The organism is Bacteroidota bacterium (assembly GCA_016194975.1).
Lineage (GTDB): Bacteria > Bacteroidota > Bacteroidia > Palsa-965 > Palsa-965.
Genome location: JACQAM010000008.1, coordinates 267329 through 291567, shown reverse-complemented (window position 1 = coordinate 291567; position 24239 = coordinate 267329). Strand labels below are relative to the sequence as shown.

Sequence of the window (24239 nt, the reverse complement as noted above, 5' to 3'; positions counted from 1 at the left end):
TGCTAAGGGCGAACTCCATTCACATGCATAATAAAATCCACACGCTCCTCAGCCGGCATCGATGCAAGCGTATGGATCAGTTCTGCTAATTTATATTTATCGATGTTGAGATAATCCGTTTGTATGGAAAATGTTTTCTGCGTAGTCTCTACGTAAACCGCCCACATTTTTCTTCCCACACGTTTTACTTCCACGCTCTCGATCGTATCCCAGAAAAGAATTTTCCCGCGGAAATATTTCGCTTTAATTCCAATGTCGGTCAGTTCCACTTCGGCTCTTCGGTCATTGATCTTGTACACCGCGAAAAGAATGACGATCACTGCTATCACAATTCCACCAATGGGTTCTGCCGGGTTCGGGGAAAACAACAGGAGAAATCCGGAAGCGAAAAGAAGGATCACTCCGCAGAATAATGCAATGGTCAATTTTGCTTTGTTCGTATAGATCCTGATGGAACGCACTGCTCTAAAATAACAAATCTTCCTGCACCGGCTTCCAGTTGTTCCACCGTACCTTTGTAGCATGTCGGCTCAGAAAAATATAAGGCAACTTCCCCTGGAAGAACTGAGAACTTTTTTTGCTGAAAAAGGAGAAAAATCTTTTCGTGCGAAACAGGTTTGGGAATGGCTGTGGCAACGATCGGCGAGAAATTTTGATGAGATGACAAATCTCCCGAAGGAAACGCGATTGATGCTCGCAGAAAATTTTTCTTTCCCCATTGTGCAGATCGATAATTTCCAGGTGAGCAAAGACCGCACGATCAAAAATGCATTCCGTTTGCACGATGGGAATATTGTGGAAGGCGTTTTGATTCCCACCAGTTCGCGCATGACCGCGTGCATCTCCTCGCAGGTGGGATGCTCGCTCACATGCAGGTTCTGTGCAACCGGACGCCTCACGCGCGTGCGCAATCTTGATGCCGAAGAAATGGTTGACCAGGTTGTGCTGATACGCAACCAGTCGCTGGAGAAATATGATCAGCCGCTGACGAATATTGTTTACATGGGAATGGGAGAACCATTACTCAATTATTCTCCCGTGCTTGAATCGGTGGAGAAGATCTGTTCGCCGGAAGGATTGGGAATGTCGCCGCAGCGCATTACGGTTTCCACAGCGGGAATTGCGAAGATGATAAAGAAACTCGGCGATGATGAAGTGAAATTCAATCTTGCACTTTCTCTTCACGCGGCAAATGATCTGAAGAGAAATTACATCATGCCCATCAACGAACAGAATTCACTTGAGGCGCTGGGTGAATCACTGAATTATTTTTACGACAAAACAGGAACGCGCGTCACTTTTGAATTCATTGTGTTCAAAGACTTCAATGATTCTCCTGAAGATGCAAGAGAGCTCGCTGCCTTTTGTAAAAAAGTTCCGGCTAAAGTGAACATCATCGAATACAACCCGATCGACGACGGAGAATTCCGGCAAACACTTCCGGAACGATTGGCCATTTTCAAAAATATTCTCGAGGAAAAAAATGTGATCGTGAATGTGCGCCGCTCAAGAGGAAAAGACATTGATGCAGCCTGCGGACAACTGGCGAATAAAAATACCGCAGTAGTACGAAATACCAAACACAACTAAAAGTTACGTAATGCGGCGGTAGTACGAAATACGAAATCCCGAACACGTTTGGGAAAAAGTCTATTGGGGAACACAGATTTCGTATTCATCTGTATTACGTAACTTTTAGTAGAATTTTCGTATTTCTTACTACAGGTTGAAACCGATCTTCACTCCTCCGCCGATCACCAGCTTCATCGTATCATAGTGATCATAGATTGCGTCAAGTCCGTCTCCTTCTATTTTATCTTCCACCGCGTGGCGCACTCCGGCAGAAACATACCATTCCCAGAAAAAACGTTCGTAAGGATCAGCATCCTGGTAGCCGAATTGAATTTTGAAATCCGTCCAGTTTCTTTCTACGCGATGCGGTTCTGAGATCAATCCGGTGAAAACGTAATAATCCATTTTGTAATTACGCTGCGTAACGCCGGCCGCCAGATAATAACCGGTGATCGCCGTTTCATATCTCGAAGGATAATAACGCAATTGAAGTCCGCCCGCAAAACCAGAATAGAATTTTGCATTGTGCAGGTTGCCGTTGATCACACTGATATATTTTCCACCGTTGCTCGAAAGTTCATAAATGTAATCGATATAAGTAGCTCCTATTCCCGCTTCTGCACTGAAAGCATCGGAGAAACGATGCTCGCAATAAATTTCATAATCGCCGCGCGAAAGATTGAACAGGTTTATTTTCATCGCATTCGCAACGCTGTCAGTGTGCATCACCTTTCCTTTGTATTCCACCGTCTGTTTTCCATTCGGATTCATCACGTTCACATGAATCTCCTTCTTCACAGGTTGAGTCGTATCTGCATTCGTTTTAATAACAGTTTGCGCGGAAATATTTCCCGCGATCAGGAGAACAGAAAAAATATGGACAACAGCGAATCTCATGGCTACTATAAATTTACGACAAATTCAAACGGGAATCAGAAGCTCGTGATCTTGTTAACGAATTATTTCTCCTCTTATTGCTGAGCGAATTGAGTAACTTTGATTAGCGAATCATTCATTATGAAACGAGTTTCCACTTTATTCCTCCTTTTTCTTTTTTCAATAGTTTCTGTAAGCGCTCAGGTAGATGTTACATGGGGAATTCCCCAGAAGCAATTGCGCAAAACGCGACTGAACAACCTGCTCGGCCATGATGATGCGTACGTGTACGCCGTGCGCGCCGATCTTTCCCTCTTCGCAACGCACGAGCCCATCGTTGAGCGTTACAAACTCACCGACATGGGACTCGATTATTCCAAAACCATTCAGTTCTCCATGCAGGGGCGAACGATGGATGTGGAATCGCTTTTTCTTATCAATAAAAAAATTCTTGCTTTCGGAAGTTTGTACGACAAAGAAAAAAATGTGAATGTACTTTATGCAGAAGTACTCGATAATACCTGCACGGTGGAAAAAGCGTGGATGCAGATCGCCTCGGTAAATGCAGATAAAAAAAATAATTCCGGGAGTTTTTTCGCCGCCATGTCGGATGATTCACTTCACATTCTTATTGTGATCAATCCACCGTATGACAAAGCCGCCAATGAAAATTATACGCTTCAGCTCCTCGACAGCGATCTGAAAACAGAATGGAAAAAAGAAATTGCCCCGCCTTACCTCGACCAGTATTTTGCGCTCGATAATTTCATCGTTTCTAAAAAAGGCGACGTGTACATGCTCGCCACTATTTCAAAAGATAAATCCGTGATGAGTCCGCATGAGCGGAGAACGCTCCCAACGTATTATAATTCTGTCCTGCTTTATGACCGTGCTGCCGACGCACTCCAGGAATTCAAAGTGAATCTTGATCCGAAATTCATCAGTGATGTGAAGATCGCGGTGAATGATTCGGGCGATATTATATGCGCAGGATTTTATTCCAATAAAAGTTCGTTCGAAGCCACCGGCACTTTTTACCTGAAAATCGACCGCAAAACAAAAGCAGTGGTCACACAGGGCACCATGGATTTTTCAAAAGATTTCCTTGAGCAGTTCATGAGCCCGCAGAAAGCGGCGCACGGAAAAGAACTTCCCGATTACGACCTGCGTTATCTGGTGCAGCGTGATGATGGCGGAGCGATTCTTGTTGCGGAACAATATTATGAAGTGCTCGTGCAGAGTTATGACCCTACAGCGAAAATGTACACGTACACTTATTATTATTATTACAATGAGATCATCGTGGTGAGCATTGATCCTGACGGAGGAATTTCGTGGGCGAAAAAAATCCCTAAGTACCAGGTGAGCCGTAACGATGTCGGTTATTATTCTTCCTTCGCATTTGCAGTCAGCGGCGACAAAATGTATTTCATGTTCAACGATAATCCGAAAAATCTGAAATTGAAAGACAAGGGTCGTTACAAATATCTGAGCAATCCGAAAAGATCTGTAGCGACCCTCGTCACCATGGATTCGCGTGGCAACCAGGACCGGCAGGCCATGTTCAACAATAATGATCTGAAAATTATTCTGCGTCCGAAATTATTTTTGCAGTGCAATGAACATGAACTTATTCTTTACGGGGAGAAAGGAAGTACATTCAAACTGGCCAATGTGAAAATAGAATAGAATTTGGGGTTATGGGTAATGAGTAATGAGAATTAATAAGAAAAACAAAACTCAGATTCTGGTCAGTTACTGATAACTCCTAACTCAAAACCCATAACTCGAAACTTTAAAACTCATTACCAAAACAGAATGCCCTCCATCGATTCCATCAAAGCTCCTGTAGCAAACGAAATGCTTCTCTTCGAGAAAAAATTCCGCGAGTCGATGAAAAGTTCTGTTCCGCTCCTCGATAAGATCACGAATTACATTGTAAAGAGAAAAGGAAAACAGATGCGCCCGCTATTCGTTTTTCTTTCCGCGAAACTCTGCGGAACGGTAAATGATTCCACGTATCGCGCTGCAGCGCTCATTGAATTGCTGCATACAGCCACGCTCGTGCACGATGATGTGGTGGACGATTCCAATATGCGCCGCGGATTTTTTTCGGTGAATGCATTATGGAAAAATAAAATTGCGGTACTCGTTGGCGATTATTTGCTCTCGAGCGGATTACTGCTCAGCATCAACAACGATGATTTTCATTTGCTTAAAATTGTTTCGGAAGCCGTGCGACAGATGAGCGAAGGAGAATTATTGCAGATAGAAAAAGCGCGCCGGCTCGATATTGCCGAACCGGTTTACTTCGAGATCATCCGCCAGAAAACCGCTTCACTCATTGCTTCCTGCTGCTGCGCGGGTGCCGCAAGCGTGAGCACAGATGAAAAGCTGAGAATTAAAATGAAAGAGTTCGGCGAACTTTGCGGCATCGCATTCCAGATCAAAGACGATCTCTTCGATTATGGAACGGCAAACAACATCGGAAAACCAACCGGCATCGACATCAAAGAAAAAAAAATGACATTGCCGCTCATTCGTGCTCTGGGCAATGCAACTAAAACCGACAAGCGCCGCATCATCAATATTCTCAAACATCACAACGAAGAACCCGCGCGCGTTGCCGAAGTGATCGCGTACGTGCACCAGAGCGGGGGCATACAGTATGCACGCGAAAAAATGTATGAGTACCGCGAAAAAGCGTTGCGCGTGTTGAATGAATTTCCCGGCAACGAAGCAAAACAATCACTGAATGATTTATTAATTTTCACTACAGAAAGAGAAAAATGAAAAAACTGAAATTTTTACTTACGGCCCTTTGTTTCATTGGCGCCACTGCACTTTTTTCGCAACCGCATTTCCAGAAACTCTATTACGAAAGCGGAAAGGAAAAAGGAGAGGGTATGATGGATGGTAACAATAAGCTGGATGGTGACTGGATATTTTTCAATGAAGATGGAATGAAAAAATCGGCGGGAAAATATGCTGCAGGCCTCGCACAGGGTTGCTGGTTCTTTTATTCGACCGACGGAAAACTCAACAGCTATGGATTTTATAAAAACGACCGTTTAGATAGTGTGTGGTATTTCTTTTTCCCCAATGGAGGAATTCAGCATGTAGCGCATTATAAAAATGACACGCTCAATGGCGCATGGATAGAATTCTGGGGCGACACGATCAAAAAAGAATGCGGGCTTTATGCCAATGGGCTGAAAGAAGGAAAATGGATATCGTGGTACAGCAATACGAAGATCATGGAAGAAAATAATTATTTGCACGGCGAACCGAATGGCCCTTACAAAAGATATTATGACAACGGCACGCTGCAGAGCGAAGGAAATATTGTGAAAGGTAAAGCGGAAGGCGCATGGAAATTCTACGACGCTTCGGGAAGAATTCAATCCGAAGGAAGTTATGAGAACGGCGAATGGGATGGCAAGTGGACCGACTATAAAACCAGTGGTAAAATAAATTCGACCGGATGTTATGAAGACGGAAAAAAAACCGGGAAATGGATGTACTTTGGTGATGACGGAAAAATGGATCGCAAAGAAATTTACCGTAACGGAAAATTATACAAGGAAAAAATATATGGAACTTAAAATAATTTCTCTTTCGGTTGTCACATTTTTTATTTTCAGTTGCAGCGACGATCAATCCAAAACAAAAAGCGATTCCACCTCTCAGGATTCCGCGCATGGATTGACAGTCTCTGTGGACACCGGCCACGCTCCGCACAAAGTGAAAGGCGATGTGAAAGACGGGGATTACGAAGAGCGTTATGACAATGGTGTCATTTACATGAAAGGTGAAGTGAAGAACGGATTGCGCGAAGGAACGTGGATGAGCTTTTTCCGCGATGGAAAAATTTATAGCCAGGGAACGTACAAAGACGGACTGCGCGAAGGTTTCGGCGTTTCATTCTACGCGAATGGCGACACGAGCTCTGTAGGTTATTATAAAAAAGACAAACAAGTGGGCAAATGGAAATTCTGGGACGAGTACGGACAGAATAAGGTGGTGAATTTTCCGGAGAAGTGAACGCGATTTTCGGTTGGCAGTTTTCAGTTGTCGGTGGCAGGTTGTCTTCCAACACAACTCTCTCCCCTATCTCAGAATAATTTTTTTCTCCCACCGGAATCAGTACATCCGTTCAATCCGTAATCCTCCCGGTTTTTTATTTCAGAATGATCTTTCCCACCTGCGGTTTTCTTCCTCCCACCGATAATGTGTACATGTACACTCCCTGCTCGAGGCCATCGCTCGTAACGTCGATGCGGTCGGTGGTGATGCCGGAATATTTTTTCACGATCCTTCCGCGCATGTCATAGAGATCGAGTTCGCTGCTTTCATTCTCCGTATTATCAAAAAGTATCGTGCAGTTTTCCCAGAATGGATTCGGAAATGCAATTACGTTGCCGTCATACATGTTGCAGGACAAATGCATTTTGTCAATGGAAAATCCGTAAAGCGGTTCGTTGTTATTCTGCGGAATGGAATCGGTCTGGTATTTCGAATAGGGTTTTTCCACGCGCAGGCGCACAGTCGCATCGCACTCGAGTAACTGGTGCCCGGCATTCAGCAATGGAATTCCTGCCCACGCCGCATCGCGGAAAATTTCTGTTCGCTCTGTTGAAGCAACGGAAGATGAAAGAATCGTGTACATCATTTTTCCTGCGTCATACAACGGAACATCTTTCAGTTCCCCGGTGAGCACTCCGGAAGTATAAACTGCATTTCCATTGTGATTAAAAACATACACGTAATGCATTCCGCCGAAAAGAGGTTCACCGAGATTTGTTTTTATTTTTTCATCGGGATCGAAAAGCATATCGGCGCCATTATCCAAACCAAGAGAAGAATTTTCTGCGAACGCAATATTCAATCGCTCTCCCGTTTCTACATTGATCGCGTAACCCGGAAACCATCCCATTCCGTTTGCGCCAATGTAATCGGCTGCTTCGGGATCATTCACATCTGAAATTCCTCCCTGTGCAACCGTGCGCCCGCTCTTGTCCACGCTCGCATGTGCGCGCATGAAAAATCCTTCTGTGCCTCCCTCGTTTGTAGAAGGGTTTGTTCCGCTTTCAAAAACAATGCATCGTGACCATTTTGTTTGATCGGCAGTGAAAACAATATTCACATTCGGAATATTGTCAAATTTGTTGTTGACTGTCGTTGGAACATCAGGATAAACAACGCCGGTGGAATAGCAAATTGTATTTGCATTCGTACGAACTCCATCGGCGCATAAACGATAAGGAGCCCACGTTCCATTTATACTTGATTCATAATCTTCGTTCGGATCAATGGGAGAACTTCCAATAAAACGATCATCAAAAGCAGAAGCACATGCCCCGGAACCCGGATTTGTATTCCTGAAATCTCCGCTGCGGATCCAGTTGAAAGAAGTGTAATCATCATTGTCAGAAATTCCACTCAGCCAGTTTTTATTTTCATCGGCGAATTTCAGTGTCGCTTCGAGATAACCATTGTGATCGGGATTGCGCGATAGTCCGGGCAAATTCACTTGTTGTGTTTGCACACCAATTCCCCATTGGGAAATAATCTGTTTGTTGCCGCTGCCAATTGTGCTGTCGGAATAAACGGTGTCTGTTCCGCCGGCCTTCCACAATTTCCAGTGCGCATTCATGTCCGTCGTGTCGAATGCAATTCTGTAATCACCATCGGTGAGATGATCGTAATCTTCATAAGTGATTTTTACCGGGCCGTGCAGTTCTTTGTATTTGGGAAATAAAGAGCGATGAGAAGATGAATCCAGGATTTCATTTACAGTTTCATCCGTAAGATCGAGTACTTGTGTTCCCGATCCTTGTCCTTCTATGCGCTGAATTTGCGGCCCGCATTCGTTTTGTGGCAATGAGATCACCACATCATTACAAACAGTTTGTGTTGCGCAGGAAGTGATAACCGTAAAACAAACGTGATAAGTTCCCGCGCTCGTGTAAGTGTGCGCAGGAAACTGTTGCGATGCAAAACCGTCGTCGCCGAAATTCCATTGGTAAATTCCGGTTGCGGATTCCGAAGTGAAATAAACATTTCCTCCATTGACAGTGTATGAAAATTCCGGCGCAGCATTTTCAGAACAGGAAATATTTGAAAAACAATTATCGAATAATTGCTGAACGCGATCATCGGCCTGCTGCAATTTTGTGATCGCATCAATATTATTTCCCGCCGTGTCGCGCGCCCACGGAACGGCTATCGTTACAGTTTGCACTTGCCCGGGCTGCATGGAAAAAGGCCCGGCGCTCTCGAGAAAACGACGATCAAACGGTGTATTTCCAACGGTAACTTCCGACCACGCCGGTTCAGGAATTCCATTTGTTCCCCAACCGTAAGGATCAGTATTGTCGGGAAACATGAATGAGCACGGTGTAGTTCCTCCTGCTCCATTGCCGCCGTACGTTTGCGGCGAACCATCTTTCCATAATCCCTGCATGAAATAATAATACTGCAAACCTGTTTCCGGATTTCCAACAATTGAAAAATCATTGTCGTAATATTTGAACATCGACATTTCAATTCTTTCGCCCGGCTCATCCACCAAACTATCACGATCATTATCAATATGATCATTCGCATCTGCCAATGGCCCCTGAACAAAATCAATTCCTATTGCCGGAGGATGCCAACCGTAGATCTGGTCAAACGCATCTCCGTTATAACCATAACCCATTCCTCTTCCAACATCGCATCCTACATAATCATCGTCATACCCACCAACCTCGGCGTCTGCAAATTGTCCCATCCACATTTGATTCCAGGAAGTGGACGAGCGATTGATAATTTTATAACGATAAAAAGTGGCATCATTCAGCGCATCGTTCGAACGAAAAGAAAATGCCATGGCCTGCACTTCCATTCCGAATGGATTTCCTCCTGTTTCCGAATGTGTATTTCCTTTGTCGTTGAAGATCCACCACACTGCCTGGTCGCCAAGAAGATCAGTATTGCAATCGGGATTTCCATTCAAAGCAAACCGCGGATAATCTCCGTTATGCGGATTGTAAATTCCATCGCCATCGGCATCGAAGAACGGTGCGAGATAATGCGCTTGTCCTTCTGCTGCATTTCCATTTCCCGGCCACGATAAAATTGCTTCAGGAATTGTGTAATTCGGATCGGTGCGATGCGCGAGAAAAGATTCCACATCACTGCGATTCAATTTCCAGAAACGATCGTAGCGATGACAAATACTATCGGTGGTAGAAACAGAATTTGTATCGAGCGGGCCGGGCCAGAAATCATCTCCCGTCTGGCGATACGTCATTGCAGCGGTCATGAGCGATCCGCCACCATCGAGTGCGCCGAACCATAATGCGCCGGCAAACATGCTGTACTTATTGCTGCCTTTCGGAATTTCATATCCGGCAGAAGAAAGACCCCACCATAGATCGCCTTCATTGAGCAGCGTAGCACGCACATTATTAATGTCGAGATCAACGTGTGAAACAGCAGGGCGACAGGTTTGATAAAAAACATCCTGCAGCGATTGCGCAAAAATGAATGGAGAAAAAATAATTCCCGCGATCAAAAGCGAAACTTTTCGTTTCATGTCAATGGGATTACAAGCGGGGATGAATTCAAATATAATGAAATAGACGCGGGATGGGAGACGCGTGGCATGGGAAAAATGAAACAGATTTATTAATGATTAAACAGGTCCAGTGTAGTTTTTTAATCTTGATGTGGATGAGGAAGGCGGAAATATTGGCACAGATTTTCCCGGGCTAAGAGGCTGTTTAAATTTCATCCTTCTGTTTTGTTATGCGCCATTTTTGTCCATCCTTCCCTGCCCGCCCACGCACGACCCATTTTCCTTTAGCAGGCGGGGTTGCATTTCTTGGCTGTAGTCGCTCCACTATGGCCTGCAAAATGCGCCTCGGCTGAACAAAAATGGCATCATAACAATTCCAAAAAATGAATTTTAAACAGCCTCTAACCGATTTGAAGAATTCCCATTGTGAAAATCGTGTTACTATTCGCGCAAAACTTCTCTCCCTTCTCCGCCCTTCATTCTCCATTCTCTTCGTACTTTCACTTCCCTTTTCACAATGATCCCGAAAGAAACTGTTGACCGAATATTCGACACTGCACGCATTGACGAGGTGGTGGGAGAATTTGTGTCGCTGAAAAAGCGCGGCGCGAATATGATCGGGCTTTGTCCTTTTCATAATGAGAAAACGCCTTCGTTCAACGTTTCTCCTTCGCGCGGCATTTACAAATGTTTCGGTTGCGGCAAAGGCGGGAATTCCGTGAACTTCATCATGGAGCATGAACATCTTTCTTATCCCGAAGCGCTGCGATGGATTGCGAAGAAATACAATATTGAAATTGAGGAAGAGGAAACTTCGCCCGAGCAGCAGATGCGCGATAATGAACGGGAAAGTTTATTTCTTGTTTCTTCCTTCGCACAAAAACATTATTCGAAAAATCTTCATGAAACGGAAGAAGGAAAAGCGATCGGCCTTTCTTATTTCAAAGAGCGCGGATTCCGCAATGACATTATCGAAAAATTCCAGCTCGGTTATTCGCCCGACACGTGGAGAGATCTTACGGATACGGCGATCGCTGCGGGATACAGGTTGGAGTATCTTGTTAAAGCAGGACTTACCATTCAGAAAGAAGAAGACCAGGAGAAATATTTCGATCGTTTCAAAGGCCGTGTTATTTTTCCCGTGCACAACGCGAGCGGGCGCGTGATCGCTTTCGGCGGAAGAACGCTGAAGACAGATAAAAACATTGCGAAGTACATCAATTCTCCGGAAACAGAAATTTATCACAAGAGCAATGTACTCTACGGATTATATTTCGCGAAGAAAAAAATTATTGAAGAAGATGTTTGTTTTCTCGTGGAAGGATATACCGATGTCACTTCTATGCACCAGGCGGGAATTGAAAATGTAGTGGCCTCATCGGGCACTTCACTCACCGTAGAGCAGATACGCCTCATTCGCCGTTACACGAACAACGTCACCATTCTTTACGACGGAGATCCTGCAGGAATAAAAGCAAGTTTCCGCGGCATCGATCTCATTCTCGAAGAAGGAATGAATGTGCGTGTGCTTTTATTTCCCGATAATGACGATCCGGATTCCTATTCGAAAAAAGTTTCCAGTGAAGAACTGAAAGAATTCATTTCGAAGAATACGAGAGATTTTATTCGTTTCAAAACGGAATTACTCTCTGCAGAAACGGAAGGCGACCCGATAAAAAAAGCCGGGCTTATCCGCGATATTGTAGAAAGCATAGCACTCATTCCTGATGCGATAACGCGAAGTGTTTTTGTAAAAGATTGCAGCCGCATTCTTGATATTGAAGAAGTGACTTTGCTCAATGAACTCAATAAGCAGCGGAAGAAAAATTTCGAGAAGAAAAGACAGGACTCTTCACAGGTTGTTTACACGCCGGAAAATTTTGTCCCGGACCAGGCAGCGAAAGCCGATGAAAAAATAACTGGAGAACGAACCGGCACGCTTTACCAGGAAAGAGAAATTATCCGTTTGCTGCTGAATTACGGTTCGGAGATGATCATGGCCGATTCGATGAATGAAAGCGGCATTGCGGAAGAGGTCTCCGTTTCGCTTGCAGAATTTCTCATTCACGAGCTCGATCATGATGAGATAAAACTTGGCAACAGCATGTATGAATCTATTCTTGACGAATACCGTTCCCATATTTCAAAAGGAGCTGTGCCCGATCTGAATTATTTCATTACACACAACAATCGTGAAGTGAATGCACTTGCCATCGATCTTGTAACAATGCCTTACCAGCTTTCGCGCTGGGACGATCACGCGATCTATGTGCAGACGGAAAGTATGGCGCTTAAGAAAGCCGCGATGCATGGCGTTTTTTCGCTTAAGCTCCGTAATGTGGAAATGATGATCCATGAAAAAAGAAAATTAGTTCGCGAGGAAGAAGAAAAACAGGATTTCGAAAAAATGATGGCAGTGCTCGGTGAATTGAAATCGCTCGAAGAAGTGAAGAAACATTTTTCGTCCATGCTGGGAAGAGTGGTGATCCGGTAATTTTCGATTTTCGATTTTCAATCGGCAATTATTCCGCCCACACTTTTGTTCCTTCCGAACAATTCCTGCAGATGTCGATCTCTTTTCTTCCTTTCAGCACTGAAGCGCGGAATTTATTGTACGGTTCGCTGTGCCAGATCTCTTTCAGGGAAAAATTCTTCAGTGTTCCCAGGCGGTGACTTCCGTCTTTGTCGAAACAGCAGGGCACTACGCCGCCGTCCCACGTGATCACGCACGAGTGCCACATGCGCCAACAATGATCTTCGAGTTTATTTTTTATTTCCCATTTTCCGTCGGCGCGCCTGCGGTAACGTGAATATTTTTTTTCATCGGGAATGAGTTCATTGCCGTTTTCAAATTCATAAACCTGTGCCGTTTTCAATAGTACATCATCCACACCGAGTTTCACCGCAAGTTTTTTTACTTCTTCCACCTGGTGTTCGTTCGGTTTTACCACGAGGAACTGGAAAACCACATGCGGCGTTTTCGAATGCAGTTCTTTTTTCCAGCGCAGAATATTTTTTGTTCCTTCAATTACTTTGCTCAATTTTCCACCGATCCGATAAGCAGAGTATGTTTCCTGCGTGGTTCCGTCAATGGAAATAATAAGCCGGTCGAGTCCCGACTCCACTGTTCTTTTTGCGGTTTCCTCGTCGAGAAAATGTGCATTAGTGGAAGTGGAAGTAAATATTTTTTTTGAAGATGCATACTTCACCATTTCCGTGAACGCAGGATTCAGAAATGGTTCGCCCTGGAAATAAAAATTCAGGTACAATAAATGAGAACTCATTTGATCAATAGTTCTGCGGAAAAAATTTTCCTCGAGCATTCCCGTTGGCCGGGAAAATTTTCTCAACCCGCTCGGACATTCCGGGCATTGGAGATTGCACGAAGTGGTGGGCTCGAAAGAAATGCTCACTGGCATTCCTTTTATTTCCGGCCTGCGCGTCCATTTCGACCAATGATAACTTCCGTACACGCGCCACGCATTCCACGCACGTGCAGGTGTAAGTTTTTTCAATAAACGAAATGAATTTCTCATCAGGAATGTTTCACCTTAAAGTTAACCCAAATAAATCAGAACAGGTGAAGCAGGAAACCGAACAAACCGGAAAGTATCACAACCAGCGCCGAATCGGGATTTTTCCAGAGGAGAAAAATGAACATGGAAATAAATATCACCAATGATCTCCAGTCCATGGGCGCGCTGCTGCCAATGACCCATACCGAGGTAATGATCATTCCGATTACAGCCGGACGAATTCCCCTGAACACTGATTCCACTTTCGGTTTCGTTTTAATGCGATCAATGAATTGCTGAGCAACGATCATGATCAGTGAAGGAGGAATGAAAACTGCGATCGTTGAAACCAATGCTCCTCTTATTCCGGCCACTTTATAGCCAATGAAAGTTGCTGTGATCGCAATAGGTCCCGGCGTTACTTGCCCGAGAGCAATTCCATCTGCAAATTCTTTCGAGGTAAGCCAGCGATGCATACCGACAACAATTTTTTCCAATGCAGGAACAAAAACATATCCTCCTCCGAAAAGAGTAATGCTCTGGCTGGCGAAGGTGAGTCCGAGCATGCGCAACTCCTGCAGCAATAATGAAACAGGATGAAGAAAAAATATTATTCCGCCGACGAGGAACATCAGCGCCACAGCCGAGGCAGGCAAGAAAGAATTTTTCCGCTTTGCAGCAACAGAAATATTATTCTTAACACCGGGAAAAATAAAATACCCGGCCAAACCTGATACGGCGACAATGGACATCGTTACAAAAAATCCCTTGAGAAAAAAAATAACAGCTCCCGCTCCGAGGAGAATGATGACCTGGAAAATATTCGTGATGTTTTTCCTGATCATTGACCACGCAGTAGCGGCGATCACCGCAGCGACACCCGGAAGAAGTCCGTCAAAAATTCCGGTAACCACTGAAGATGTTCCATACTGAAAATAAAAATGAGAGAGGATGCAGATAAGAATGAATGCGGGCAGGAGAATTCCTGTGAGCGCAGCGGCTGCTCCGGCCATTCCATAAAGCGAGTAACCAACGCCTGCGATCACATTCGTGGCAAGCGGCCCGGGAAGAAGGCTTCCCACTGTTGTGAGATCGAGCAATTCTTCATCGCTGATTATTTTTTTTCTTTCGCAGAATTCTTTCCGCACATAAGCAACGAGCGCCACATTCCCCCCGAACGCGATGGTTCCTGTTTTAAGAAAAATGAGAAATAGTTTCGGGAATGAGATCTTCTGCATGCGGGGTATAAAGATGGGAATAATGCTCCAATGCAGCACCGCAACTTCAACAGCAAGTCATTTAAAAACCGTGGGTGGTGTTACAGTACAACCGTATTGTTTGAAGAAACTATTTAATATTTTTCAGGCAATCCTTGTCTTGTTATTGTGCAATACAACTTTAAAACTAAGTTTTGCTTTTAAAGCATTAAATACTCTCAAAATTGTTTCCATTGTAACGTTTGTGGCATTGTTTTCAAGTTTGGAGATTTGAGCTTTTTGAACACCTACTAATTTGCCAAGTTGCTCCTGAGTCAGATTACGTTCAATTCTGACTTTTTTTATCATATCACCCAAAACTTCTAATTGAAGTTCTTGTTCATAAAGGTCGCGTTTGGCGGTGCCCCGTTTACCGATGAACTCATCTTTGATTTCATCTAAACTGAAAAGTCGCATTTTATTATTGATCTTCATAATATTTACTTTTTAAGTTTAAAATATTTTAGTCGTAATAGTTCTGCTTTGCTTAATTCTTTGTCAGGAGTTTTGTTGGTCTTTTTAATTATTCCATGCGTTGAAATAACCAAGGTCTGCTGATTGTTTGTATTATCCCAAAAAGCAAAAGCCGGAAATTTTTCAATGCGACGCAGGATTTCCCATTTGCTGGTAATACTCTTTCTGCCGCTGCAGCATCTTCGCATAATACGCGCGTGTGTCCCAGCGGAAACGCACGAGTGCAAAAACGGAAAATCCGGAATAATCAGCAGCATGATTGTAATGAGCGGTGTTCATGGAATAACGATAAGATGCTCCACCGCCTGCGCTCACCGATTTCCAGAGATTGATAAAACAATTTACGCCGACTGATCCCACAAGAAAATTATCGGAATACTCATTCACCTGGTGATTAAGATTGGTGGAAGAATAACCGGCAATGAAATTCGCATTGGAATCGAACGTGGTATCCCATCGTGACGCATTGGCAAAACCGAATTTGACGGGCACCGAAAAATTCACAAGCCCTTTGGGCCTGATGAGTGGTTCCATGTTGAGATACATTCCCAGGAAAGATGATGTTTGCGGGTAAGTGGAATTATTGGTGAAATTTTTTATGTCTTTCATCGCGGCATCCAGATCCAGTCCTATTGCCAGTTTATTTCCGAAGGCAGCGCCAATGATGGAAGCATAAAACGCATTGAGCTGATCGCCCCGGTTGAATGCGACGCTTTCATAACCGAACGTGTATTGCATATAGGAATAATTGAGGTTATGAAAAAGATAGCGCGTGGTGTCCTGGGCATTTGCAGAAAAAAAACAAAAAGCAACCGTGGAGAGAAGAAGTATTTTTTTCATGGCGGGAAATTTTGGTTAACAATTTAGTCAGAAACATTAACGCTTTTTACAAACAATCATTGTGCCGATAAAATCTTTTCCATGCCTCTAAAATTCTTATTTTTAACTCCCGATCTTCCCGCGCCCTGAAAGCTTTTCCGGAAGATCGGCCTCTGCCTGTATGTGGGAAAAAATTTCTCATTTCATTCTCCGTAATCGCGTCGTGATCCTGGTTCTTATGCTCCTGGTCACGGGCTTCATGGGATGGAAGGCGAAAACGAACCTTGAACTTTCCTACAAGTATGCGCGCGTGCTGCCGGTTGACGATTCCATGTATATCGCTTATGAAAAATTCAAAGCGAAATACGGCGAAGATGGAAATGTAATGGTGATCGGTTTCAAAGACACCGGTATGTTCCAGTTCAATAAATTCCGCGACTGGTATGATCTCACAGATTCCATCGGAAAAATAAATGGCGTTGAGAATGTAATGTCCACTGCCCGCTTGTACAACCTGCAACCGAATGACAGCATTGAAAAACTCGATGTACTTCCCGTTGTGAACCGACGACCCCAATCGCAGGAAGAATGTGACAGTATCAAAAAAATAATTTTACGGCTGCCATTTTACGAGGGACTCATTATTACGAAAAAGAAAACTGCCGGCGTGGACGTTCCGCAGGTGACAGTGCTCGCGATCACGTTCACACAAAAAGATCTGAATTCAAAAAACCGTTTGGCGATCGTGGGAAAGATCCGCGATTATGTGAATCATTTCGGAATAAAAAATCACGAAGAGATGCATCTCTCGGGCATGCCGTGGATACGATCGGAATATATGCGCAAGATCTCCGGCGAATCTACATTGCTGCTTGTCCTTTCTATTCTTGTTACGGCGCTTATTCTTTTTATTTTCTTCCGTTATTTCAATGCAGTCTTCTTTTCGCTCATCATTGTCATTGTCGGATTGATCTGGTCGGTGGGCACTATTGCACTTTTCGATTACAAGATCACGATCCTTTCAGGACTCATTCCTTCACTCATTGTCATCATCGGAATTCCGAATTGTATTTTTCTCATCAATAAATACCAGGAAGAATTAGTTGCGCATGGAAATAAAACAAAAGCGCTTTCCCGGATGGTGCAGAAAGTGGGACTCTCGAATTTTCTTGCCAACCTCACTACCTCCATCGGCTTCGGTGTATTTTATTTCACGAATAGTTCTATGCTTGTTGAATTCGGCGTGGTGGCAGCGATCAATGTAATGACCACTTATTTCATTGCACTTGTGCTCACGCCTATTACGTTCAGTTACCTGCCCGAACCGAAACCGAAGCAGATGAAACACCTGAGTGGAAAACGCATCAATAAAATTCTCGCACTCGTCGACAAACTCGTTCATCATCACCGTAAAGCAATCTATCTTGGCATTGCACTCGCTACGATCATCGCCACGCTCGGATTTTTCAAAGTGAAGATCAATGGATACGTGGTGGACGATCTTCCGAAAAACGATCCGCTTTATCTTGATCTGAAATTCTTCGAGAAAAATTTCAAAGGCGTTCTTCCGTTCGAAGTGGCGCTTGAAGTGAAACCATTTCTCACCGACAGCATGAAGCGCGATCTCGCGAAGAAAGGGATCAAACCAAATCCGGATGATTATGCGCCCGATACACTCGGCCCGAAAAATATTTTTCTTCCGAATGGAGAAGTGCTTTTCAATATCGATTCGCTTCAACGTTTCGTCGATTCGCGGCCTGAATTTTCCAAACCTGTTTCCGTTGTAGAAGCGGTGAAATTCACTAACCAGGCGCTGAACAACGGAAAAGTAAAAGCGTACCGCGTTCCGCATGACATGATCAGCTTGCAGCGCATTGCGAATTACAGCAACCCGAACAAGGAAGGAAAAAAACTGAATGAATCGAACAAACAGAAACTGAATACTTTTCTCGACAGCACATATCGCTCTACAAGGCTCAGTTTCCAGATGGCGGATGTAGGTTCCGACAGTTCGAAACGGATCATGGCGAAAATTCAGCCGGTAGTGGATTCACTTTTCCCGAGAAAATATTTCAAAGTTGATCTCACCGGCAATTCGCGGATGTTCCTTCGCAGTTTCGATTACATGCTGCATCATCTCTTCGTGAGTTTGCTCATCGCAATCGGACTCATTCTTCTTCTCGGCATGGCGCTCTTCCGATCGGTATGGATCATCGTGCTCTCCAAACTTCCCTGTTTAATTCCATTGGTAATGACTGCCGGCATCATGGGCTATCTCGGAATTCCTTTCAAGTCGTCAACCATTCTTATTTTCTCGATCGCATTCGGTATTGCATCCGATGGAACCATTTACATTCTTACTGCGTATCGCCACCAACTCCGGAAACTTTCTGCCGCCAATGCATCGAAAGCAGTTTCGCTCGCCATAAAAGAAACCGGGCTGAGCATGATCTATACGAACATCATTCTCTTTTTTGGTTTCGCCATTTTTCTTGTTTCCAGTTTCGGCGGAACCGTTGCGCTCGGAATTTTATTGTCGATCACACTCATTGTTTCATTAGCAACGAATCTTGTTCTTCTTCCCTGCCTGCTTCTTTCACTCGAGAAACGCGCTTCCACAAAAGCACTGATGAAAGAACCGCTCATTGAAATTTATGATGAAGAAGAAGACATTGACGCCGACAAACTGAAGATCCACCACGGTCATCATCACCATTGAAATTTTTCTGAAGATGAAAGGAATAATTCTCGCCGGCGGATCCGGCACACGATTGCACCCGCTCACACTCGCAGTGAGCAAGCAACTCATGCCGGTTTACGACAAACCGATGATCTATTACCCGCTCTCTGTTCTGATGATGGCCGGCATCCGCGAAATATTAATTATTTCAACACCAATAGATCTCCCGGGATTCAAACGATTGCTCGGCGACGGAACACAACTCGGCTGCAAATTCTTCTATGAAGAACAAAAAATTCCGAACGGGCTTGCGCAGGCATTCGTGATCGGAGAAAAATTCATCGGCAAAGAAAAAGTGGCGCTCATTCTCGGCGATAATATTTTTTATGGCGCCGGACTTGGCGGATTAATGCAGGTGAATATTGATCCCGATGGCGGAGTTGTTTTTGCTTACCACGTTTCCGATCCTGAACGTTATGGCGTGGTGGAATTCGATTCGAAAGGAAAAGTGCTTTCTATCGAAGAGAAGCCGCAACATCCGAAATCGAACTACGCTGTGCCGGGATTATATTTTTATGACAACAGCGTAGTGAAAATTGCGAAGGAGCTCAAACCCGGTGCGCGCGGTGAATACGAGATCACTGATGTGAACAAACATTATCTCTCAATGGGAAAACTGAAAGTGGGAATTCTCGCGCGCGGAACCGCGTGGCTGGACACGGGTACATTCGCATCGCTTACGCAGGCGGGACAATTCGTGCAGGTGATCGAAGAGCGGCAGGGATTGAAAGTGGGTTGCATTGAAGAAGTTGCTTTTCGCCAGGGATTCATTGACAAAGAGCAACTGAAAAAACTTGCTGAGCCGCTGATGAAAAGTGGTTACGGAAAATACCTGCTCACACTGGTGAACAGAAAATAAAAATGAAGAGCAATACAGTAAAAAATAAAATACTGATCACCGGTGGCGCAGGATTCATTGGCAGCGGCCTCGCAGAAAGATTGTCGCAGAATGCGGAGAACAAAATTGTGATCGTTGATAATCTTCTGACCGGGAGTGAAAAGAAAATTCCCGTTTCTCCTCACAAGAATATTGAATTCATAAAATGCAACATCAATAACAGCAATCACATCACGGATGTTTTTCTTTCACACCCCTTCGATTATGTTTTTCATTTTGCTGCTGTTGTTGGCGTGAAACGTACGCTCGATCATCCGCTTCTTGTACTGAATGATCTCATCGGGATGCGGATGCTGTTGAATCTTTGTGCAACGGCAAAAGTGAAACGCGTTTTTTATTCTTCCTCATCGGAAGTTTACGGTGAGCCGGTTGAATTTCCGCAGAATGAAGAAACCACGCCGCTCAATTCGAGATTGCCATACGCGATCGTGAAAAATGCCGGCGAAGCTTATCTCAAAGCTTATCACAAAGAATACGGTTTGAATTACGGCATCTTCCGTTTTTTCAATACCTACGGGCCGAAGCAGTCTTCCGATTTTGTGATGTCGCGTTTCATTATGGCGGCGCTGAAAAATGAACCGTTGTGCATCAATGGCGACGGATCGCAAACCAGGACTTTTTGTTTCGTGGATGATAATGTGGAGGCCTGTGTAAAATGTTTTGAAGAAGAAAAATTTATGAATGATGTGATCAATATCGGCAGCGACGAAGAGATCACTATTCTTGAACTTGCAAAAATGATCATCCGCATCACCGCTTCCCGTTCGAAAATAAAATTTCTTCCCGCGCTGAAAGAAGGCGACATGACGCGGCGCAAACCTGATAATTCTAAAATGATGCAGGTGCTCCACCATAAACTTCTTCCACTCGAAGAAGGAATCAGAAAAGTGATCGCCGACACCTCTTTTATTTCTGTTCCTTGAACGCAAAAGAAATTCACCGGCTTCTGGATAAAACATTCGCGGAGATCATCGCCAGTTTTCCTGCTGCTCCATCGAATCTTTACGATCCGCTTCGTTACGCTCTTTCTTCAGGAGGAAAACGCCTGCGTCCATTTCTTGTGATGAGCAGCGCCGGACTTTTTTCGGAAAATATCTCCCCGGCCGTTCCTTCGGCCATCGCTGTTGAATTGTTTCACAATTTCACTTTGCTGCACGATGATATCATGGACAACGCTTCCCTGCGCAGGGGAAATCCGAGCGTGCATGTGAAATGGAACACGAACATTGCCATACTAAGTGGTGATGCTTTGTACACCGAAGCGTTCCGCCAGCTCGGCCGCTCACCGGAAAATGTACTGAAAGAACTCACGGAAATTTTTTCTGCTACTTCATTGCACGTCTGCGAAGGGCAACAGATGGATATGGATTTCGAAAAGAAAAATAATATTTCCATTGCGGAATATCTCCGCATGATAGAACTGAAAACCGCTGTGCTGCTTGCTGCTTGCCTGGAAATGGGCGCCGTTGCAGTTGGCGCAGAAAAAAAAGAAGCAGAAAAATTATCCGGGTTCGGCAAACACATGGGAATAGCTTTCCAGCTGAAAGATGACATTCTCGATGTGTACGGCCATTCCGAAAAATTCGGGAAACAACCCGGCGGCGATATCGTTTCGAACAAAAAAACTTTTTTATTGCTCAAAGCATACGAACTCGCCAACCGGTACCAGAAAGAAGAACTGCAGAACTGGACACAAGCCGGCGCGAAACATGCGGAAGAAAAAGTAATAGCCATAAAAAATATTTTTGATTCGCTGGAAGTACGCCGCCATGCCGAAAAAGAAATGCGCGCGCATTATGAAAAAGGAATTGTAACGCTGGAAAGTGTAAAAGCGGATAAAGAAAAAATTACAGCACTCCGGAAATTTGCAGATGATCTGATGAATAGGGAGTATTAGAGTATTGGGGTATTGGGGTATTAGGGTATTAGGGTATTAGGGTATTAGGGTATTAGGAAAAAAGTAAATAAAAATTCAGTGAATTGAAGTAAAAGATCGAATCCAATAAATAATTCTGAATTTCCGGCAGTACCTGATAACTCCACCCCCATTCTTCCATTCTCCTACAACGCCTGCTCCAGTTCTGCATGCGAATTCACATTCTTCATTTTCTTCAGCGTGAAAGTATAGGAGATCGTTCCATTCCCGGGATTTATTTTCGCGAATTGTTCCGATGTAAAAGTGTATGCCGTAAAATTTTCATCGAAGGCGATCATCGTTGTTCTTGACGATGCGCTGTAATTGAATACCTGCGGAGTCATGCCTTCCAGTCCATCATAACGCATGATGCCATTGAAAGAGGAATCGGCGATGTACATCAAAATAATATTCAGCGGTTTTTTATTTTCATCCTGGTACGCCGCATCCACGGTTACGATGGGCGATCTGAAGCGGGAAATCTGGTCGTAATTGTAAACGCCCATACTCGAAATGGAAAGCGAACGGAAAATTGTTTTCTCATTATTCAGGTCTTCTCCTTTTTTCATATTCGATTCCGATCCGCCAATGACCATAAAATTATTCAGTTCACTTTTTTTGGTTTGATCGGTGTCATTGTTTTTTTCCTGCTCTGCTTTTGTTTTCTCCAATTTTTGTTCCGCCAGTTTCCTGGCTTTTTCAAATTGCACTTCCGCATCTTTTCTCTCCTTCAACAATTGTAAAGCTTCGGCATATTTTTTTGATTTCTTCAATGCAGCATATCGTTTGGCCATCATCGGTTTATTTGCATCGAAATATTCAAACCACTTGCTGAAAGTCATTTTTGTTTCTTCCGGGCTCATGTACTCGCGGCTCAGCGACCAGAAACAGAAAAGCGAATCGTTGCCGGGAAATTTCACTTCAGGGATCATGGAAAGTATTTTGTCGAGCGAATCGATCTTGCGCTGCAGCGCCATGTCGTTCCTGATCAGCGAATCGTGTTTGAACTGTATCACCGCAAGTTCATTTGCATAAACCGTGTATGCAGAATCATAAACACTGAATGTTTCCATTTCTTTCTGCTGGAATTTTTTCTTCTTCACTTTATCAGGGAAAACCATATTCACGTCCTTGATCTCTGTTGCAGCACCGGTAATATTATCCTTCATGTAAATTTCATAATCATTATTCGACTCGTTGAACATGATCATGCACTCATCCCATTTCTTTTTGAAAATAGAATCATTCAACGAAGTCATGTCTTCCGAAGGATATTCCCAGGAGATTTTTTTGACCGGTGTGAACTCATTGTTCTTATCTGCAAAACATTTTATTTCAAAAACAGTTTTGCCTTTGCCCGTACTCACTTTTTTTATTTTGTAATGATGCGTGATCCGGTCTTTGTGCTGGCGCAATGTATCGAGATGAATATTATCAAACAGTATCTGGCTTTTATTATAACCGAGCGCAGCATAACATTCGCTCTTTTTCGTTGTCAAAGAATCATACGTTTTCATTTCAGCCGAAATTATTTCCGGGCTATCCGCATAACGAATTCCTGCATCGGCAATGTAAATTATTCCCTGGTCATCGCCCATCAGGCAGGTTTTCTGATCACCCATCCACCCGCATACGCGCATGCCATGTGCATCATTGTGCGCGCCCACATTATTTCCATTCTGATCGGTGATCTGCTCCATCGGTTTCCATTGATTTGCGATCGTGTCGAATTTGTAAAGATTCATGTCCGGAAGATCCTGCTCCATCGCATAATTGAGATCGATATTTTTTCCTGCGGCAAGTTCCAGCGGTTGCCCGTTCTGCGTTGCTTCTATGCGGAACATTCCTGCCGAGTTGAACGGTTGTTGTGTTCCGTGTTCAGGAATATTCATGGGCATATCCGCAAGAATAAAATCAGCAGCGTCACGATACTCGCGATAAGAAATTTCAATTTCGCCGGTTACAGGATTTCCGTTTTGGTCAACGAATGCATTCGCCGGAATGATCAGTTGCGTTCCCGACTTTTCCACGATCACACGATCCTGCGTTGCATCAATTTTATATTTTTCATCTTCCGGTTCCACATTCCCGATCTTATTCAATTCTACAGACGTTTGTGTGAAAGTAATTTCTACCCGGCGATTCAGATATTTTCCCTTTTCGGTAGAATTATTCCCAACGGCGTTGTAGGAAGCTTTGCCGGAATATTCTGTCCGCGAAAATCCTTTCGATTTAAAATAATCAGCAGTAGTTAGTGAACGCTGATTGGAAAGTTGTTTGTTGTGTTCGAGATCGCCGGTACTGTCGGTAAATCCCACAATGGAAATTCTGCAATTCGCACCCGCGAACGATCGCACGCGGAGAACCGAATCAATACTTTTCTGCGCCTGGCCGGTGAGCGTGTAGGAATCCGACTCGAAGTGAATGGTGAGTTTTGTTTTGGTCTGCGCGAACGCGAACGAAAGCAAAAAAATAAAAAACAAGTTGGTAAAAATAAAACGGAATATTTTCTTTCCGCGAAAAATAGTTTTCATGCAAGGGAGTTTGGGATTCAATAAAGTTATGCCATTAAGTTATCAAATCAAAATGAGAATGCACTTTATGAAAAAT

At 44.0% G+C, this 24239-nt stretch carries 18 protein-coding genes; 10 read left to right on the top strand and 8 right to left on the bottom strand.

The genetic code is table 11. The features are described from left to right. Positions 1 to 2: 2 nt before the first annotated feature. On the bottom strand, positions 3 to 461 hold the full coding sequence (locus tag HY064_07495) for a hypothetical protein (protein MBI3510493.1): 459 nt from the start codon (positions 459 to 461) through the stop codon (positions 3 to 5). A 61-nt stretch (positions 462 to 522) separates the two neighbouring features. On the opposite strand from HY064_07495, the gene rlmN reads away from it, so the two are divergent. Beyond that, positions 523 to 1590 carry a 23S rRNA (adenine(2503)-C(2))-methyltransferase RlmN gene (gene rlmN / locus HY064_07490; protein MBI3510492.1) on the top strand — a complete coding sequence of 356 codons (1068 nt, stop codon included), beginning with the start codon at positions 523 to 525 and terminating at the stop codon, positions 1588 to 1590. Positions 1591 to 1719: 129 nt separating this feature from the next. Here the strand turns inward: rlmN and HY064_07485 are convergent, their stop codons facing one another. After that, entirely contained in the window at positions 1720 to 2469 is a 750-nt protein-coding gene (locus HY064_07485) for a hypothetical protein (protein ID MBI3510491.1), read from the bottom strand. A gap of 120 nt (positions 2470 to 2589) precedes the next feature. Here HY064_07485 and HY064_07480 point away from each other — a divergent pair, with 120 nt between their 5' ends. From HY064_07480 to HY064_07465, 4 genes are all read left to right on the top strand, one after another. Beyond that, entirely contained in the window at positions 2590 to 4137 is a 1548-nt protein-coding gene (locus tag HY064_07480) for a hypothetical protein (GenBank protein ID MBI3510490.1), read from the top strand. Between the two features lie 129 nt (positions 4138 to 4266). Beyond that, positions 4267 to 5241, top strand: coding sequence for a polyprenyl synthetase family protein (locus HY064_07475; GenBank protein ID MBI3510489.1), 975 nt, complete (start codon positions 4267 to 4269; stop codon positions 5239 to 5241). Beyond that, entirely contained in the window at positions 5238 to 6053 is an 816-nt protein-coding gene (locus HY064_07470) for a toxin-antitoxin system YwqK family antitoxin (GenBank protein MBI3510488.1), read from the top strand. The genes HY064_07475 and HY064_07470 overlap by 4 nt, the downstream gene beginning before the upstream one ends. Further along, complete coding sequence (locus tag HY064_07465) at positions 6043 to 6492, top strand: hypothetical protein (protein MBI3510487.1); 450 nt, start codon at positions 6043 to 6045, stop codon at positions 6490 to 6492. The genes HY064_07470 and HY064_07465 overlap by 11 nt, the downstream gene beginning before the upstream one ends. A 136-nt stretch (positions 6493 to 6628) precedes the next feature. On the opposite strand, the gene HY064_07460 is transcribed toward HY064_07465, so the two are convergent. After that, a complete protein-coding gene (locus HY064_07460) occupies positions 6629 to 10030 on the bottom strand; it encodes a T9SS type A sorting domain-containing protein (protein ID MBI3510486.1) in 3402 nt (1133 codons plus the stop codon). 499 nt (positions 10031 to 10529) lie between these two features. Here HY064_07460 and HY064_07455 point away from each other — a divergent pair, with 499 nt between their 5' ends. Continuing rightward, positions 10530 to 12506, top strand: a complete 1977-nt coding sequence (locus HY064_07455; protein ID MBI3510485.1) for a DNA primase — start codon at positions 10530 to 10532, stop codon at positions 12504 to 12506. A gap of 28 nt (positions 12507 to 12534) precedes the next feature. Here the strand turns inward: HY064_07455 and HY064_07450 are convergent, their stop codons facing one another. The 4 genes from HY064_07450 to HY064_07435 all read right to left on the bottom strand — a co-directional run bounded on the left by HY064_07450 (position 12535) and on the right by HY064_07435 (position 16097). Beyond that, complete coding sequence (locus tag HY064_07450; protein ID MBI3510484.1) at positions 12535 to 13548, bottom strand: SPASM domain-containing protein; 1014 nt, start codon at positions 13546 to 13548, stop codon at positions 12535 to 12537. 35 nt (positions 13549 to 13583) lie between these two features. Continuing rightward, positions 13584 to 14765 (bottom strand): chromate efflux transporter, encoded by a 1182-nt coding sequence (gene chrA / locus HY064_07445; protein MBI3510483.1) that lies wholly within the window; start codon positions 14763 to 14765, stop codon positions 13584 to 13586. A 123-nt stretch (positions 14766 to 14888) separates the two neighbouring features. Then, the gene (locus HY064_07440; GenBank protein MBI3510482.1) at positions 14889 to 15200 is read right to left on the bottom strand and encodes a helix-turn-helix transcriptional regulator; all 312 of its coding nucleotides are present in this window, start codon (positions 15198 to 15200) and stop codon (positions 14889 to 14891) included. Between the two features lie 180 nt (positions 15201 to 15380). Continuing rightward, entirely contained in the window at positions 15381 to 16097 is a 717-nt protein-coding gene (locus HY064_07435) for a hypothetical protein (protein ID MBI3510481.1), read from the bottom strand. Positions 16098 to 16257: 160 nt separating this feature from the next. On the opposite strand from HY064_07435, the gene HY064_07430 reads away from it, so the two are divergent. Genes HY064_07430 through HY064_07415 form a run of 4 tightly spaced genes read left to right on the top strand, consistent with a single transcriptional unit; the run spans position 16258 to position 21611 of the window. Continuing rightward, entirely contained in the window at positions 16258 to 18795 is a 2538-nt protein-coding gene (locus HY064_07430; protein ID MBI3510480.1) for an MMPL family transporter, read from the top strand. A gap of 13 nt (positions 18796 to 18808) precedes the next feature. Then, positions 18809 to 19675 (top strand): glucose-1-phosphate thymidylyltransferase RfbA, encoded by an 867-nt coding sequence (gene rfbA / locus HY064_07425; GenBank protein MBI3510479.1) that lies wholly within the window; start codon positions 18809 to 18811, stop codon positions 19673 to 19675. A gap of 2 nt (positions 19676 to 19677) precedes the next feature. Beyond that, positions 19678 to 20637 (top strand): NAD-dependent epimerase/dehydratase family protein, encoded by a 960-nt coding sequence (locus HY064_07420; GenBank protein MBI3510478.1) that lies wholly within the window; start codon positions 19678 to 19680, stop codon positions 20635 to 20637. A gap of 11 nt (positions 20638 to 20648) precedes the next feature. Further along, a complete protein-coding gene (locus HY064_07415) occupies positions 20649 to 21611 on the top strand; it encodes a polyprenyl synthetase family protein (GenBank protein ID MBI3510477.1) in 963 nt (320 codons plus the stop codon). Between the two features lie 164 nt (positions 21612 to 21775). Here the strand turns inward: HY064_07415 and HY064_07410 are convergent, their stop codons facing one another. Further along, positions 21776 to 24163, bottom strand: coding sequence for an OmpA family protein (locus tag HY064_07410; protein MBI3510476.1), 2388 nt, complete (start codon positions 24161 to 24163; stop codon positions 21776 to 21778). Between the last annotated feature and the right edge of the window lie 76 nt (positions 24164 to 24239).

Excerpts from the sequence above, each read along its gene's own strand:
- rlmN (MBI3510492.1), top strand. The coding sequence starts at position 523 with ATGTCGGCTCAGAAAAATATAAGGCAACTTCCCCTGGAAGAACTGAGA.
- HY064_07485 (MBI3510491.1), bottom strand. The coding sequence starts at position 2,469 with ATGAGATTCGCTGTTGTCCATATTTTTTCTGTTCTCCTGATCGCGGGA.
- HY064_07480 (MBI3510490.1), top strand. The coding sequence starts at position 2,590 with ATGAAACGAGTTTCCACTTTATTCCTCCTTTTTCTTTTTTCAATAGTT.
- HY064_07475 (MBI3510489.1), top strand. The coding sequence starts at position 4,267 with ATGCCCTCCATCGATTCCATCAAAGCTCCTGTAGCAAACGAAATGCTT.
- HY064_07470 (MBI3510488.1), top strand. The coding sequence starts at position 5,238 with ATGAAAAAACTGAAATTTTTACTTACGGCCCTTTGTTTCATTGGCGCC.
- HY064_07465 (MBI3510487.1), top strand. The coding sequence starts at position 6,043 with ATGGAACTTAAAATAATTTCTCTTTCGGTTGTCACATTTTTTATTTTC.
- HY064_07460 (MBI3510486.1), bottom strand. The coding sequence starts at position 10,030 with ATGAAACGAAAAGTTTCGCTTTTGATCGCGGGAATTATTTTTTCTCCA.
- HY064_07455 (MBI3510485.1), top strand. The coding sequence starts at position 10,530 with ATGATCCCGAAAGAAACTGTTGACCGAATATTCGACACTGCACGCATT.
- HY064_07450 (MBI3510484.1), bottom strand. The coding sequence starts at position 13,548 with ATGAGAAATTCATTTCGTTTATTGAAAAAACTTACACCTGCACGTGCG.
- chrA (MBI3510483.1), bottom strand. The coding sequence starts at position 14,765 with ATGCAGAAGATCTCATTCCCGAAACTATTTCTCATTTTTCTTAAAACA.
- HY064_07440 (MBI3510482.1), bottom strand. The coding sequence starts at position 15,200 with ATGCGACTTTTCAGTTTAGATGAAATCAAAGATGAGTTCATCGGTAAA.
- HY064_07435 (MBI3510481.1), bottom strand. The coding sequence starts at position 16,097 with ATGAAAAAAATACTTCTTCTCTCCACGGTTGCTTTTTGTTTTTTTTCT.
- HY064_07430 (MBI3510480.1), top strand. The coding sequence starts at position 16,258 with ATGTGGGAAAAAATTTCTCATTTCATTCTCCGTAATCGCGTCGTGATC.
- rfbA (MBI3510479.1), top strand. The coding sequence starts at position 18,809 with ATGAAAGGAATAATTCTCGCCGGCGGATCCGGCACACGATTGCACCCG.
- HY064_07420 (MBI3510478.1), top strand. The coding sequence starts at position 19,678 with ATGAAGAGCAATACAGTAAAAAATAAAATACTGATCACCGGTGGCGCA.
- HY064_07410 (MBI3510476.1), bottom strand. The coding sequence starts at position 24,163 with ATGAAAACTATTTTTCGCGGAAAGAAAATATTCCGTTTTATTTTTACC.